This is a genomic window from Sphingomonas kyeonggiensis (genome assembly GCF_014196745.1).
In the GTDB taxonomy this organism is placed as follows: Bacteria; Pseudomonadota; Alphaproteobacteria; order Sphingomonadales; family Sphingomonadaceae; genus Sphingomonas; species Sphingomonas kyeonggiensis.
The window spans coordinates 64,063-78,371 of record NZ_JACIEH010000003.1 but is presented as its reverse complement, the minus strand read 5'-3'; the positions used below and the strand labels follow the sequence as shown (position 1 = coordinate 78,371).

The window sequence follows — 14,309 nt, the reverse complement described above, 5'->3', positions numbered from 1 at the left end:
CCGCGTGGCGGAGGGGTTAGGGGAGGGGGTGTCGAATATAGCAGGAAGGGGAATTATTGCCCCTCCCCCGGTCCCTCCCGCAAGCGGCAGGGGAGAAACGGGTCACGCCTTGAGCTTCACCAGCAGCGCCGCCGCGGCCGCGGTCTCGGCATCCTGCTTGCTCGTGCCCTGCGCCTCGGCCTCGGCGAAGCTGCCGATCGACACCTTCACGGTGAAGCGCGGCGCGTGGTTCGGTCCCGAGCGATCGGTCACCGCATATTCGGGCGGGCGGCGATTGTTCGCCGCCGCCCATTCCTGCAGCGCCGATTTGGGGTGCCGGGGGGCGCTGGCATGCGCGTCGATGTGCTTTGCCCAGGCCTTGCGGACGAAGTCGCGGGCCGGTGCGAAGCCGAACTCGAGATAGAGCGCGCCGATCAGCGCTTCCATCGCATCGCCCAGCACATTGTCGCTGTCCGCGGCGCCGTCGCCGCGTGCCTGCTTGCCCAGGCGGAGCAGCGGCGGCACGCCCACTTCGCGCGCCACGTTCGCGCACATCGCGCCGGTCACCAGCGCGTTGAGCCGGCGCGACAGCGCGCCCTCGGGCTCGTTGGCGAAGCGCTCGTACAGCCATTCGGCGATGGCCAGGCCGAGGACCCGGTCGCCGAGGAACTCGAGCCGCTCGTAATTCTCCGCCGCCTGGCTGCCATGCGTCAGCGCGCGCTGATAGGGGGCCAGGTCAGAAGGGCGCTGGCCGAAAGTCTTGGCGATCCATTCCCCCAGGTCGGGAATGCTCAAAAGCCTTCCCCGATCCGGCTCCAGCGCGCCGCGGTGAACCAGGTCCAGGGCAGGAACCAGTTGGCGCTGCCGTCGGTCGACCAGAAGCTCAGCACGGCCTTGCCCTCGATATTCTCGAGCGGGACATAGGCGATGCCCTGGCCCTCGGGCGGCTGCGAGAAGCGGCTGTCGGTCGAATTGTCGCGATTGTCGCCCATCAGGAACGCATGGCCTGCGGGCACGTGGAAGACCTCGGTATTGTCCTGCGGGGTCAGCCCCTGGTCGAGCACGTCATAGCTCTTGCCACCCGGCAGCGTCTCGCGGAAGCGCGGCAGCTTGCACACCGGATCGCCCTTGGCGCTCACGCCCTGGAACAGGGTGGGGCAATTGGTGAAGTTCGGCGTGACCGGCAGCTCGAGATCGGCGACCTTCTGCTTGGGGATCGCCTTGCCGTTCAGGATCACCTGGCCGTTGACCACCTGGACGCTGTCGCCCGGCAGGCCGATGACGCGCTTGATCCAGTCCTCGCCATTATGGCCGGGCGCCTTGAACACCACCACGTCGCCGCGCGCCGGCGTGCCGGGGAAGATGCGGCCCGGGATCAGCGGCAGGCTCCAGGGCAGCGAGTGCTTGGAATAGCCGTAGTTCCACTTGGTGATGAACAGATAGTCGCCGATCAGCAGCCGCGGCATCATCGATTCCGAGGGGATCGAGAAGGGCGAGAAGATGAAGCTGCGCACCACGAACACGATCAGCGCCAGCTTGACGAGGAAGAGGCCAAGGTCCTTCCACTCGTTCTTGGGCTTTTCGGCCGTCGCCGCCGCGGCGGGAGTGGCAGGCTTCTCGTTCAGGGAATCGGCGGGGGTGTTTTCCATGGATATCTGCTCTGCTTGGGGCGGGCGGTGAGGTCAAGCCGATGAATGGAGTGGCGGCGGAGAGATTGGGACGATAGGGGCTGGCTTGTCGCAAATGGAGATGAACATGAGCTTGCCCGACTGGTCCGCCGTAAAATCGCTCGAGGCCTCCACGCTGACCGAGCTGTTCGCGCGCGACTCCGACCGGGTCGCCAAGCTCTCCGCCGATGTCGCGGGCATCCACTTCGACTGGTCGAAGACCCATCTGACGCCCGAGCTGATCGCGGCCTTCACCAGGATCGCCGCCGACATGGGCCTGGTCGCCAAGCGCGACGCGCTGTTCGCCGGCGAGAAGATCAACGTCACCGAGGGGCGCTCGGTGGAGCACACCGCCGAGCGCGGCGAAGGCTCGCCCGACAGCGTCGCCCGTGCCCAGGCCTATCATGCTCGCATGCGCGCGCTGATCGACGCGATCGAGGCCGAGGCGTTCGGCCCGGTCCGCAGCGTCATCCATATCGGCATCGGCGGCTCGGCACTGGGCCCGGACCTGCTGGTCGACGCGCTCGGCCGCGACGCCGACCGCTATGAGGTCGCGGTGGTCTCGAACGTCGACGGCGTCGCGCTGGAGACCGCGCTCGATCGCTTCGATCCGCAGACCACGCTCATCGCCATTGCGTCGAAGACCTTCACCACCACCGAGACGATGCTCAATGCGGAGAGCGCGATCTCCTGGCTGATGCAGGGCGGCGTCGAGGATCCGTACGGCAAGCTCGTCGCACTCACCGCCGCGCCCGAAAAGGCGATCGCCTTCGGCATCGACGAGACCCGCGTGCTGCCGTTCGCCGAGTCCGTCGGCGGCCGCTACTCGCTCTGGTCGTCGATCGGCTTCCCCGCCGCCCTCGCGCTGGGCTGGGACGCGTTCGAGGAACTGCTCGAGGGCGCTGCCGAGATGGACCGCCATTTCCGCCTCGCCCCGTTCGAGGCGAACGCGCCGGTCCTCGCGGCGTTCGCCGACCTCTATTACACTCAGGTCCGCGGCTGCGAGACCCGGGCCACCTTCGCCTATGACGAGCGCCTGGGCCTGCTGCCCAGCTATCTCCAGCAGCTAGAGATGGAGTCGAACGGCAAGCGGGTGACCGCCAAGGGCGAGCCGGTGACCTATCCGACCGCGCCGATCACCTGGGGCGGCGTCGGCACCGATGCCCAGCACGCCGTGTTCCAGCTGCTCCACCAGGGTACCCGCCTGGTGCCGCTCGAGTTCATCGGCTCGATCGAGCCGGGCGACGGGCTTGCAGAAGAGCATCACCGCCAGCTGCTGCTCAACATGTTCGCCCAGGGTGCCGCGCTGATGGCCGGCCGCAAGAACGACGATCTGGCGCGCGACTATCCGGGCGACCGTCCGTCCGCCACGCTGCTGCTCGACACCGTCGATCCGCGCACGTTGGGCGCGATCCTGGCGTTCTACGAGCAGCGCACCTTCGTGAACGCGGTGCTGCTCGGCATCAACGCGTTCGACCAGTTCGGCGTCGAGCTGGGCAAGGAAATGGCCAAGGCGGCGGGTGCCGGCGACCAGAGCTTCGACGCATCGACCAACGACCTGATCGCCCGGGCGTTCAAGTGAGCGGCGACGACGAGTACGTCTATGACGAGGCGAGCGGGGAGTGGGTCCCCGCCGCCGAAGCCGCGGCCAAAGCGGGCGCCGCCGATAGGGTCGAGGTCCGCGATTCGGTCGGCAACCTCCTCCAGGACGGCGACCAGGTCACGCTGATCAAGGACCTGACCGTCAAGGGCGCTGGCCAGACGCTCAAGCGCGGCACGCTGATCAAGTCGATCCGCCTGACCGGTGACGCGCAGGAGATCGACTGCAAGTACGAAGGCATCAAGGGCCTCGTCCTGCGCGCGGAGTTCGTGCGGAAGCGGTAACAGCCTCCTCCGTCGGGATGACGGTTGGCGGAAAGTCCCCGTTTACCCGCTTCCGTTAGACTCGCCCCTTCACGGCAAGGGGCAGGCCGATGGACCAGCGGCGGATCGTACGGGAAAGCGAGCGGGCGGCGATCGAGCGCTGGTTCCCGGTGAGCCCGCTCGGGCCGTTGTTCGATCCCGGCACCGGCGATCTGCTGCCCGCGCCGGCGGCGTCGATCCCCGGCTGGCAGGCCGAGGCGTTCGCGCGGATCGATCGCTATGTGGAGCGCGAATATGTCGCCGGCCAGGTCCATGGCTGGATGTTCGTGGCGTTCATGATCGGCCTGTCGCTGATCGCGACCTTCGCGCATCTGCCCGTCGGCACGACGCTGGTGATCGGTGGCGCGGCGGGCGGGGCGATCCTGCACGGCTGGCCGATCTGGCAGCTCTATCGTTTCCGCCGCGACCTGCGCCTGATCCGCGAGCGCATCCGCGGCGAGCTGGCGCTGCGCACCCCGATCCCGCGCGAGCTCGCCGCCCGGTATCGCCGGCGCAATCCGTGGCGGATCGCGCTGCATGCCTGGGTGTGGGGGCTGATCTTCCTCGCCCTTGCCGCCCAGCATTTCGTGTCGCCCGAAAGCGTGCCCGCGGCGCTGCTCCCGCTCGCGCTCGGCGCGGTCGGAATCGCCTGGATCCTGCATTTCCTGTCGCGCCGGATCGACCTGGGCCAAGGGTGAGATTGGCAGAGCGCCGCGCGCATCCTATCTCCCGGCCTCGAAACGACCCGGAAGGACAAGCACGTGGCCGAATACGACTATGACCTCTTCGTGATCGGCGCCGGTTCCGGGGGCACCCGCGCCTCGCGCGTCTCCGCCGCGTACGGCGCGAAGGTCGCGGTGGCGGAGGAATATCGCATCGGCGGCACCTGCGTGATCCGCGGCTGCGTGCCCAAGAAGCTGCTCGTCTATGGCGCGCATTTCGCCGAGGACCTGAAGGACGCGCGCCGCTTCGGCTGGAACGTGCCCGAATGCGATTTCGACTGGGCGGTGCTGCGCGACAACGTCATGGCCGATGTCGATCGCCTCAACGGGCTCTACACCCAGACGCTGCACAACAATAACGTCGAGACCTTCCTCGAGCGCGCCACGGTCACCGGTCCGCACGAAGTCACCCTCGCCTCGGGGCGTAAGGTCACCGCCAAGTACATCCTCGTTGCCACCGGCGCGCATCCGCACGTGCCCGAATTCCCGGGCAGCGAGCATGGCATCACCTCGAATGAGGTCTTCCACCTCGAAAAGCTGCCCAAGCGCATCCTGATCGCCGGCGGCGGCTATATCGCCAACGAGTTCGCCGGCATCTTCAACGAGTTCGGCAGCCACGTCACGCTGGTCAACCGCACCGACGTGATCCTGCGCGGCTATGACCATTCGATGCGCGACCGCCTGCTCCAGATCTCGCTGATGAAGGGGATCGATTTCCGCTTCCACTGCGACTTCAAGTCGATCGAGAAGCTGGAGAATGGCGCGTTCAGGGTGACGCTGAGCAAGCACGAGCCGATCGAAGTCGATTGCGTGCTCTTCGCCACCGGCCGCGTGCCGAACACCGAGGGGCTGGGCCTCACCGATGTCGGCGTCGAGCTCGACGACAAGGGTGCGGTTAAGGTCGACGCGGACAACAGGACCGCGGTCGATTCGATCTATGCGGTGGGCGACGTGACCAACCGGGTGCAGCTCACCCCCGTCGCGATCCGGGAAGGCCAGGCGTTCGCCGACACGCTCTTCGGCGGCAAGCCGCACCAGGTCGACTACAGCTGCATCCCCAGCGCGGTGTTCAGCCACCCGCCGCTCGCCAGCGTCGGCATGACCGAGAGCGAGGCGCGCAACAAGCTCGGCTCGATCGCGGTCTACCAGTCCGATTTCCGCGCGATGAAGAACGTGCTGGCCGATCGCAACGAGCGCGCGCTCTACAAGATGATCTGCGACGGCACGACCGGCCGGGTCGTCGGCCTCCACATGATCGGGCCGGATGCGCCGGAGATCCTTCAGGCGGCGGCGGTGGCGGTGAAGGCCGGCCTCACCAAGGACGCCTTCGACCAGACCGTGGCGCTGCATCCGACCATGTCGGAGGAATTGGTGCTCATGAAGTAACCAATTCCTCCCCCAGCTTGTCCGGGGGAGGGGGACCGCCGCCGAAGGCGGTGGTGGAGGGGCCGTCACGGCACTCGGCGGTGTTCCACCGTCGCCCCTCCACCCCGACGCTTACGCGTCGCGGTCCCCCTCCCCGAGCAAGCTCGGGGAGGAATTTGATTTGGCGAAACGGGTGGCCGCCGCCCTCGCCAGCGTCGGCCCCAGCGCCAGCACCGCCAGGAACCGCAGCGCCTGCATCGCCATCACGAAGGGCTGGTCGACCGGCACCGAGGTGGCGATGATCGCCACCGAATCGAGCCCGCCCGGGCTCACCGCCAGATAGGCGCTGACCGGATCGATCCCCGTAAGCCGGGCGACCACCAGCGACAGCGCTGCCGAAAAACCGATCAGCACGAAGGTCGAGAGCAGCACGCGGGGTAGCGCCTTCGCCGCCAGCGCGAATGTCTCACGGGTAAAGGCGAGTCCGATCCGCCATCCGACCAGCGCATAGCTCACCGCCAGCACCGGCTCGGGCAGGGTCATGCGCAGCACGCCCATGGCATGGAGCGCGATGCCCACCGCCATCGGCACCAGCAAGGCGCCCGCCGGGATTCGCAGCTTGAGCCCGGCGACCGCCCCGATCCCCGCCACCGCCAGCGTCGCCAGCGAAGGAATCAGCGGCGCAGGGGCGAGCATCGTCACCAGCCAGTCGCCGCCATGATGCGCGCCCAGCGCCGCGGCGAGGATCGAGGCGGCGCCAGCCACGCACACCACCCGGGTATAGGTCATGAACGCCACCAGCCGCGCGTCCGCGCCGAACGCATCGGCCATCACCACCATCGCCGAGGCGGCGCCCGGCATCGATCCCCAGATCGCCGTGCTTCCGGGCAACACCCGCCAGCGGCTGAGCAGATAGCCGAGCAGGCTGCTCGCCCCGAGCGTCGCCGCGGTCACGCCGAGGAACAGCGGCCATTGGGTCACCACCCGGGCGAAGGTGCCGATATCGAGCGTGCCGGCGATCAGGCAGCCGATCACCGCCTGGGCGCCGACGAACAGCGGCCTCGGCAGGCTCAGCCCCGCGCCGCGCGCCGAAAAGGCGATCGCGGCCACCATCGGCCCGAGCAGCAGCCCGGCCGACAGCCCGATCCATTCGAGGATCGCCGTGCCCGCCGCCGACGCCGCGAGCAGCGCCAGCCACAGTCCGGCGGTGCGGCCGCTCAAAGCTCTTCGGCGAGCAGCGCGTCGGTCTCGGTCTTGGGCTCGCCGTCGCCGGTGCGGCGGGCGATCGTCGCGGTCACCGCGACGTCCATGGTGACGTTGCCGAGCGTGCGGAACAGGTCGGGCACCGTTTCCACCGCGACGAGCAGGCCCAGCGCCTCGATCGGCACGCCCATCGCCACCGCGACCGGCGCCACCGAGGCGAAGAAGCTGATCGTGCCGGGCAGGCTCACCGATCCCATGGTGGTGATCGCCGCGGTGGCGATGCCGGCGGCGAGCTGGCCGGGGCCGATCGGCGTGCCGGTCAGGTGCGCGACATAGAGAGCCACCGCCAGGTTCATTGCCGGGCTGGTCGCGCGGAACACCGCCACGGCGATCGGCAGCACCACGCCCGATACGGTGGCGGGCGCGCCCAATGCCTCGCTGGAGCGGAGCATGGTCGGCAGGCTGGCGAGCGAGGAGGAGGTGCTCAGCGCCACCACCTGGCTCGGCAGCACTTCGCGGGCGAAGCGGCCGATCCGCATCCGGGCGCCGATCGCGGCGATCGGATAGGCGGAGAGCAGCACGATGATGCCCAGCGAAGAGACGATCAGGATATAGTGGAGCAGCGCACCGAACGCGGCTGCGCCGGTCTCCATGCCCAGGCCGAAGGCCAGGCAGAACACGCCGATCGGGGCGAGCATCAGCACCCAGCCGATCACCACGATCATCGCGTCGGCGATCGCCTGGAAGAAGTCGAGCAGCAGCTTGCGGCGCTCGGTCGGCAGCCGGGTGATCGCGAAGGCGAAGACCATGGCGAACACGGTGAGCGGCAGGAAGGCATCGGCGCTGGCGGCGGCGACGATGTTGGTCGGCACGATCTTGTCGAAGAAGTCGCTCAGGCTCGGCACCTGCCCGGCCACCTTGGCGCTCGACAGCGAGGCGCGCAGTGCCTCGGCCCATTCGTGCGGCAGCGGGAAGAGCTGGAGCAGCATCGGCGTGACGAACGCCGACAGCAGCGTGTTGAACCACAGGATCGCGACGAAGCAGATCAGCGCGCTCGCGGCGATGCGGCCGGCACGCGCGGCCTCGGCCGAGGCGGCGATGCCGATCACCAGCAGTGCCACGACCAGCGGCACGATCACCATCTGCAGCCCGTGCAGCCAGGCCGAACCGATCGGCTTGGTGAAATAATGCAGGGCGAAGCCACCCGCGCCCGGCGCGTAATTGGCAAGCGCTATCCCCACGCCCAGTCCCGCGACCAGCGCGATCAGGATTCTCAATGCTTGCGACATGCTCGCCCTTTTTGATTTTCCGCGCTAATCGGATGGCGGTTGAGGGCCCGCAAGGTCGCGAGAAAACGGCACATGGCAAGAAAATATTTCGGTACGGACGGAATCCGCGGTGCGACCAACGTCGCGCCGATGACCGCGGCGATGGCGATGAAGGTCGGCATGGCGGCCGGCGCGCATTTCCGCCGGGGCGATCATCGCCACCGGGTGGTGATTGGCAAGGACACGCGGCTTTCGGGCTACATGCTCGAAAATGCGCTGGTCGCCGGCTTCACCTCGGTCGGCATGGACGTGGTGCTGCTCGGGCCGATGCCGACTCCGGCGGTGGCGATGCTCACCCATTCGATGCGCGCCGACATGGGCGTGATGATCTCGGCCAGCCACAATCCCTATGCGGACAACGGCATCAAGCTGTTCGGCCCGGACGGCTTCAAGCTCTCCGACGCGGACGAGCTGGCGATCGAGGCGCTGATCGACGGCGAGGTGCCGCTCGCCCAGTCGGCCGATATCGGCCGCGCCCGTCGCGTCGAGGATGCGCGCGGCCGCTACATCCACTTCGCCAAGTCGACCTTCCCCGAGGAACTGACGCTCGACGGCCTCAAGATCGTCGTCGATTGCGCCAATGGCGCGGCGTACCAGGTCGCCCCCTCGGCGTTGTGGGAGCTGGGTGCCGAAGTGATCGCGATCGGCGTCACTCCGAACGGCAAGAACATCAATGACGGCGTCGGCTCCACCGCGCCGGGCACCTTGTGCGAGACCGTCGTGGGTTCGGGGGCGCATATCGGCATCGCGCTGGACGGCGATGCGGACCGGCTGATCGTGGTCGACGAGCAGGGCAAGGTCGTCGATGGCGACCAGCTGATGGCGACGATCGCCGGCGGCTGGGCGCGTCAGGGCCGGCTGGCGGGCGGCGGCCTCGTCGCCACCGTCATGTCGAACCTCGGGCTCGAGCGGCACCTGTCGGCGCAGGGCCTCGGCCTGATCCGCACCGCGGTGGGCGATCGCTACGTACTCGAGAAGATGCGCTCCTCCGGCTACAATGTCGGCGGCGAGCAATCGGGCCACATCATCCTGTCCGATTATGCCACCACCGGCGATGGTCTCGTCGCATCGCTCCAGGTGCTGGCCGAGCTGGTCCGTGCCGGTGCGCCGGCCAGCGAAGTGCTCCACCGCTTCGATCCGCTGCCCCAGCTGCTCAAGAATGTCCGCTTCAAGGGCGGCAAGCCGCTCGACGATCCGCGGGTCAAGGACGTGATCGCCGCGGCCGAGGCCGAGCTGGACGGCAAGGGCCGTCTCGTCATCCGCGCCTCGGGCACCGAGCCGGTGATCCGCGTGATGGCCGAAGGCGACGACAAGGCGCAGGTCGAAACGGTGGTCGACCGCATCTGCGGCGTGGTCGCGGAGGTCGCGGCCTGATGCTCGAGATGCGCCCCGATTGCGAACGTTGCGGCGTCGATCTGCCGGCGGACGAGGGCGGCGCGTTCATCTGTTCGTTCGAATGCACTTATTGTGCGGACTGCGCCGACGCGTTCGACGAACGCTGCCCCAATTGCGGTGGCGAACTGTTGGACCGGCCGGCGCGTGTCGGTAAGGCGCTGGCCAGCAACCCGGCCTCCACGGCGCGCCGGTTCAAGGGTTAACTCCAGGGGCAGAGGCACATGACTCCTCGCATCCTCATCATCGCCGGCTCGGATTCCGGCGGCGGCGCGGGCATCCAGGCGGACATCAAGACCGTCACCATGCTCGGCGGCCATGCGATGACCGCGATCACGGCGATCACCGCGCAGAACACGCTCGGGGTCAGCGGCGTCCATCCGGTGCCCACCGAGATGGTGATCGCCCAGATCGAGGCGTGCGTCGCCGATATCGGCGTCGACGCGGTCAAGATCGGCATGATCGGCTCGGCCCGCACCGCGCTGGCGGTGGCGGAGAAGCTCGCCGAGCTGCCCGGCGTGCCGGTGGTGTTCGATCCGGTGATGGTCGCGACCAGCGGCGCCACCCTGGCCGACGATGCCACGATCGCCGCGTTCGAGCGGCTGATGGACCGCGCCACCGTCGTCACCCCCAACATTCCCGAGCTCGCCGCGCTCGGCGGCGATGCCCGGGCGCTGGTCGCCGCGCATCGCTGCGCCGTGCTGGTGAAGGGCGGCCATGTCGAGGGACCGGTGGTCACCGACCGGCTCTATTCCGCCGATCCCGAGGATCCGCCCGAGATCGAGTGGAGCAATCCGCGCATCGATACCGACAGCACCCACGGCACCGGTTGCACCCTGTCCTCGGCGATCGCCTGTGGCCTGGCGGTCGAATGGGACCTGCCGGAAGCGATCCGCCGTGCCCGCCGCTTCGTCCGCATCGCGATGCTGGAGGCACCGGGGCTGGGCCGCGGCCATGGTCCGATGGGGCACCAGGCGGTGCGGCTCGACCTCAACATGAGCTTCTTCGAGCCGATGCTGAACCAGGTGACCGTGCCCGCCACCGATCTGGCGGCGAGCGAGCGCTTCTACCGGCTGCTCGGTCTCACCCAGGTGGTCCGCGCCAGCCCGCGCTATGCCCGCTTCGAGACCGAGGGCGGCGCCACCTTCAGCATCGCCACCGATCCCGGCTACACGGCGCCGGTCGTCTATTTCGAATGCGGCGACCTCGACGTCACCGTGGCCTATCTCCAGCAGCAGGGCGTGCAGTTCGAGCAGGACCCCAGGGACGAGAATTGGGGCTGGCGCGAGGCGCGGCTGCGGGATCCGGCCGGCAATTCGGTTCGTCTCTATCAGGCTGGCGAGATGCGCCGCTATCCGCCATGGCGGGTCGGTGATGCCTGACCTGAAGTTCGAGCGGAAATACGGAAAGCTGCACAATGGCCCGGTGGCCGGGGTGGACGAGGCAGGCCGTGGCCCGCTCGCCGGGCCGGTCGTTGCCGCCGCCGTGGTGCTCGATCCGAAATGCATTCCCGAGGGCATCGACGATTCGAAGGTGCTCACCGCCGCCAAGCGCGCGCGGATCAGCGCCGAACTGCTCGGCTGCGCCAGGGTCGGCATCGGCATCTGCACGGTCGAGGAGATCGACAGCCTCAACATCTTCTGGGCGACGATGCTGGCGATGACCCGCGCAGTCGCCGCGCTGGAGCTGGCGCCGGCCTTCGTGCTGGTCGACGGCAATCGCTGCCCGGACTGGGAGCATCGGAGCCATGCCGTGGTCGGCGGCGACGCGCTCAGCCTGTCGATCGCCGCTGCCTCGATCATCGCCAAGCATCACCGCGATTCGATGATGATCGCGCTGGACGCGCTCCATCCCGGCTATGGCTGGGCGAGCAACAAGGGCTATGGCGCCAAGGTCCACCAGGAGGCGCTTCGCACGCTCGGCCCCACGGTGCACCACCGCAGGAGCTTCGCGCCGGTCGCCCAGGCGCATTTCGATTTCGGGATGCCGGCGGCGGAATGAGGGCGCGTGCCTCCCTCCTGGGAGGGAAGCACGCGCATCGCGTCAGGCGGATTCGGGGACCGCCGGATCACGTTCAGGCATATTCATAGACCAGCACGAGCCCGGCCGCCCCGGCGCCGCCCTGGAAGCCGGACTGGCTGGCGATCGCCGCGGCGCCGCCGCCACCCGCGCCCGGTGCCTGCCCGGCAGAGCCTCCAGTCGCGCCGCCGCCGCGCCCGCCGCCGCCGAAGGCCGAGGAGCCGCCGATGCCGCCGACGACGATGGTGGTTGCCAGCGCGAAGCCCTCGCTACCCGTCGCGCCGGCCGCGGCGACCAGGTTGGCGCCGGTGGGAAGCGCGGAAGTGCCGGTGCCGCCGAACAGCAGCGGTGCAGTGCTCGCGATGCTGCCGAAGCCGCCACTGCCGCCGGGGACCGCGAGAATCGAGCCGAAGCTCGATGCGCCACCGGCACCGCCGCTATTGTTGCCGATCGCGGCCGGCGCGCCGCCCGCACCGACGACAACCGCAGCGCCGTCGAAGCCGCTGGTGATCAGCGTCTCGGCATAGGCGCCCGCGCTGCCGCCGCTGGCGCAGGACACCTGGCTCGACGAGGTTGCCGTGCAGCTGCCGCCGGCGCCGCCACCGCCCACTGCACGGATCAGCACCCGGCTGGTGCCCGGCGTCGCGGTATAGGTCGCGCTGGCGGTGAATCGCTGTACCGCCAGCAGGCCGCCACCGCTGCCCGCTGCCAGCGTAACGCGCTCATCCCTGATTCGCGCATTGCTGATCGCGGTCATGCCGGGATCGAGCCGCAGCTGTGCCACCGGCAGCTGGCCGGCCGGGAGGGCGGGCGGGACCGGGTTGGCCGCTTCCGTGCCCGTCGTGACCGTGAGCAGCCCGGTGGTCGGGCTGATCGTCACCCGGTCGATTCGCGGGCTGGCGGCAGGCGGCGCGATCGCCCCGCTGGTCTGCGCCTTCACTTCGAGCGGCGCGCCGGCGACGATCAGTGCACCGGCGTCGATCGACACCGCCATCGACGGCGGGGCGGTCTCGTGCGGCGCGAACGCGGCGGCCAGCCGGGCCAGCACGGTCAGGTCGCCGTTCAGCGTCGGAAAGGGGGAGCCGGTGTTCGGCTGGTTGAAATCGATGCTGCCGTAAGTGTGTACGGTCATGAGGATACTCCAATGAACATGAACCACATGCCGGGCGATCCGTCGGGGGCGCCTCCCGTCCGAATCACTCAACGTTCATGATATGTTCTTCGATTTCCTACATGTCACGGGGAAATCTCGGTGCGTGAGCGAGGCCGGGAATGCGCACATCTGCCGAACGCTGCCCGCCGGCATGCCCGCATGTGATTCGGTCGACGGGCGCCGGTCGCATCGTCGCGTCGATTGAATCGCAGGCTGGGCGCGAAATGAGTCTTTTTCGTCACACCCCATATCTAGTGCCTGTGGATAACTTCTTGACTCAGTATGTGGATAAGTTCGCTCGTCGTTCCACAAGTTAACGGAATCACAGGTTTTTTCGTTAACTAATCTCCGCTTGACGGATGACCGTTCCGCGACAGAAACCGCCTCTCCAACAAGGGGAAAGAGGTTAATGGGGGTTCTCGAAAAGGGCAGACTCAAGCCGGCAACGGTGCGTAACTGGGTCGATGTGTTGCCCTACGACACGATCCTGCAGCAGGACTGCATCGAGGCGATGCGGGCACTGCCGGCGAAGTCGATCGACTGCATCTTCGCCGATCCGCCCTACAACCTGCAGCTCGGTGGCGACCTGAACCGTCCGGATGGCAGCGCCGTCGACGCGGTCACCGACGAATGGGACAAGTTCGACAGCCTCGCCGCCTATGACGCGTTCACCCGCGAATGGCTGGCCGAGGCGCGCCGCATCCTGAAGGACGACGGCACGATCTGGGTGATCGGCAGCTATCACAACATCTTCAAGGTCGGCTCGGCGATCCAGGACCTCGGCTTCTGGATCCTCAACGACATCATCTGGCGCAAGGCCAACCCGATGCCCAACTTCAAGGGCACCCGGTTCACCAACGCGCACGAGACGCTGATCTGGGCGAGCACCGGCGAGAAGGCGAAGTACACCTTCAACTATCGCTCGATGAAGACGCTGAACGACGAGATCCAGATGCGCTCGGACTGGGAATTCCCGATCTGCGGCGGCCAGGAGCGCCTCAAGAAGGGCGGCACCAAGGTCCACCCGACCCAGAAGCCCGAAGCCCTGCTCTACCGGATCATGCTCGCCTCGACCAAGCCGGGCGACGTCGTGCTCGACCCGTTCTTCGGCACCGGCACCACCGGCGCGGTCGCCAAGCGGCTCGGCCGCCGCTGGATCGGCATCGAGCGCGAGACCGCCTATGTCGAGGCGGCGAACGAGCGCATCGCGGCGGCGCTGCCGCTCGACGAATCGGCGCTGAAGACGATGCAGGCGCCCAAGAGCCAGCCGCGCGTCGCCTTCGGCCAGCTGGTCGAGAATGGCTTCCTGAAGCCCGGCACCGTGCTGACCGACGGCAAGCGCCGCTGGAAGGCCGTGGTCGGCGCCGACGGCTCGCTCACCTGCGAAGGCCAGGCCGGCTCGATCCACAAGCTCGGCGCTACGCTGCAGAACGCGCCGTCGTGCAATGGCTGGACCTTCTGGAACTATGAAGCCGCCGACGGCCTCAAGCCGATCGACGCGATCCGCCAGAACTACCTGCTGGCGACCCAGCCCTGACCATAACCGTCATCCCCGCGAAGGCGGGGATGACGATTCGAG

14 protein-coding genes are annotated in these 14,309 nt (G+C 68.2%); 9 read left to right on the top strand and 5 right to left on the bottom strand.

Features of this window, described 5'->3' with window-relative positions; genetic code table 11:
• Positions 1-102 precede the first annotated feature (102 nt).
• Positions 103-768 carry a ribonuclease III gene (gene rnc / locus GGR46_RS15415; protein WP_343058282.1) on the bottom strand — a complete coding sequence of 222 codons (666 nt, stop codon included), beginning with the start codon at positions 766-768 and terminating at the stop codon, positions 103-105.
• Between the two features lie 2 nt (positions 769-770).
• Positions 771-1,628: a signal peptidase I gene (gene lepB, locus GGR46_RS15410; protein WP_183998934.1), complete on the bottom strand. Its 858-nt coding sequence runs from the start codon at positions 1,626-1,628 to the stop codon at positions 771-773.
• Between the two features lie 106 nt (positions 1,629-1,734).
• Here lepB and pgi point away from each other — a divergent pair, with 106 nt between their 5' ends.
• The 4 genes from pgi (at position 1,735) to gorA (ending at position 5,656) form a co-directional block, all read left to right on the top strand.
• A complete protein-coding gene (gene pgi, locus GGR46_RS15405) occupies positions 1,735-3,228 on the top strand; it encodes a glucose-6-phosphate isomerase (protein WP_425506572.1) in 1,494 nt (497 codons plus the stop codon).
• A complete protein-coding gene (locus GGR46_RS15400; protein WP_183998932.1) occupies positions 3,225-3,530 on the top strand; it encodes a PhnA domain-containing protein in 306 nt (101 codons plus the stop codon). The genes pgi and GGR46_RS15400 overlap by 4 nt, the downstream gene beginning before the upstream one ends.
• Positions 3,531-3,619: 89 nt before the next feature.
• The gene (locus GGR46_RS15395) at positions 3,620-4,246 is read left to right on the top strand and encodes a hypothetical protein (RefSeq protein ID WP_183998931.1); all 627 of its coding nucleotides are present in this window, start codon (positions 3,620-3,622) and stop codon (positions 4,244-4,246) included.
• Positions 4,247-4,309: 63 nt separating this feature from the next.
• Complete coding sequence (gorA, locus tag GGR46_RS15390) at positions 4,310-5,656, top strand: glutathione-disulfide reductase (RefSeq protein ID WP_183998930.1); 1,347 nt, start codon at positions 4,310-4,312, stop codon at positions 5,654-5,656.
• A gap of 111 nt (positions 5,657-5,767) precedes the next feature.
• On the opposite strand, the gene GGR46_RS25210 is transcribed toward gorA, so the two are convergent.
• Both GGR46_RS25210 and GGR46_RS25205 read right to left on the bottom strand, forming a co-directional pair.
• Entirely contained in the window at positions 5,768-6,856 is a 1,089-nt protein-coding gene (locus GGR46_RS25210; protein WP_221262823.1) for an AbrB family transcriptional regulator, read from the bottom strand.
• On the bottom strand, positions 6,853-8,127 hold the full coding sequence (locus GGR46_RS25205) for a dicarboxylate/amino acid:cation symporter (protein WP_221262822.1): 1,275 nt from the start codon (positions 8,125-8,127) through the stop codon (positions 6,853-6,855). Before GGR46_RS25205 ends, GGR46_RS25210 begins: the two co-directional genes overlap by 4 nt.
• Positions 8,128-8,199: 72 nt before the next feature.
• Between GGR46_RS25205 and glmM the strand changes: the two genes are divergently transcribed.
• The 4 genes from glmM to GGR46_RS15365 are packed head-to-tail and all read left to right on the top strand — an operon-like array spanning position 8,200 to position 11,559.
• Positions 8,200-9,540 (top strand): phosphoglucosamine mutase, encoded by a 1,341-nt coding sequence (gene glmM, locus GGR46_RS15380; RefSeq protein ID WP_183998929.1) that lies wholly within the window; start codon positions 8,200-8,202, stop codon positions 9,538-9,540.
• The gene (locus GGR46_RS15375) at positions 9,540-9,764 is read left to right on the top strand and encodes a DUF1272 domain-containing protein (protein ID WP_183998928.1); all 225 of its coding nucleotides are present in this window, start codon (positions 9,540-9,542) and stop codon (positions 9,762-9,764) included. The genes glmM and GGR46_RS15375 overlap by 1 nt, the downstream gene beginning before the upstream one ends.
• 18 nt (positions 9,765-9,782) lie before the next feature.
• Positions 9,783-10,940 (top strand): bifunctional hydroxymethylpyrimidine kinase/phosphomethylpyrimidine kinase, encoded by a 1,158-nt coding sequence (thiD, locus tag GGR46_RS15370; protein WP_183998927.1) that lies wholly within the window; start codon positions 9,783-9,785, stop codon positions 10,938-10,940.
• The gene (locus GGR46_RS15365) at positions 10,933-11,559 is read left to right on the top strand and encodes a ribonuclease HII (protein WP_183998926.1); all 627 of its coding nucleotides are present in this window, start codon (positions 10,933-10,935) and stop codon (positions 11,557-11,559) included. The genes thiD and GGR46_RS15365 overlap by 8 nt, the downstream gene beginning before the upstream one ends.
• Before the next feature lie 73 nt (positions 11,560-11,632).
• Here the strand turns inward: GGR46_RS15365 and GGR46_RS15360 are convergent, their stop codons facing one another.
• Positions 11,633-12,709 carry a glycine-rich domain-containing protein gene (locus tag GGR46_RS15360; RefSeq protein ID WP_183998925.1) on the bottom strand — a complete coding sequence of 359 codons (1,077 nt, stop codon included), beginning with the start codon at positions 12,707-12,709 and terminating at the stop codon, positions 11,633-11,635.
• Between the two features lie 430 nt (positions 12,710-13,139).
• Between GGR46_RS15360 and GGR46_RS15355 the strand changes: the two genes are divergently transcribed.
• Positions 13,140-14,267 (top strand): site-specific DNA-methyltransferase, encoded by a 1,128-nt coding sequence (locus GGR46_RS15355; protein WP_183998924.1) that lies wholly within the window; start codon positions 13,140-13,142, stop codon positions 14,265-14,267.
• Positions 14,268-14,309 lie beyond the last annotated feature (42 nt).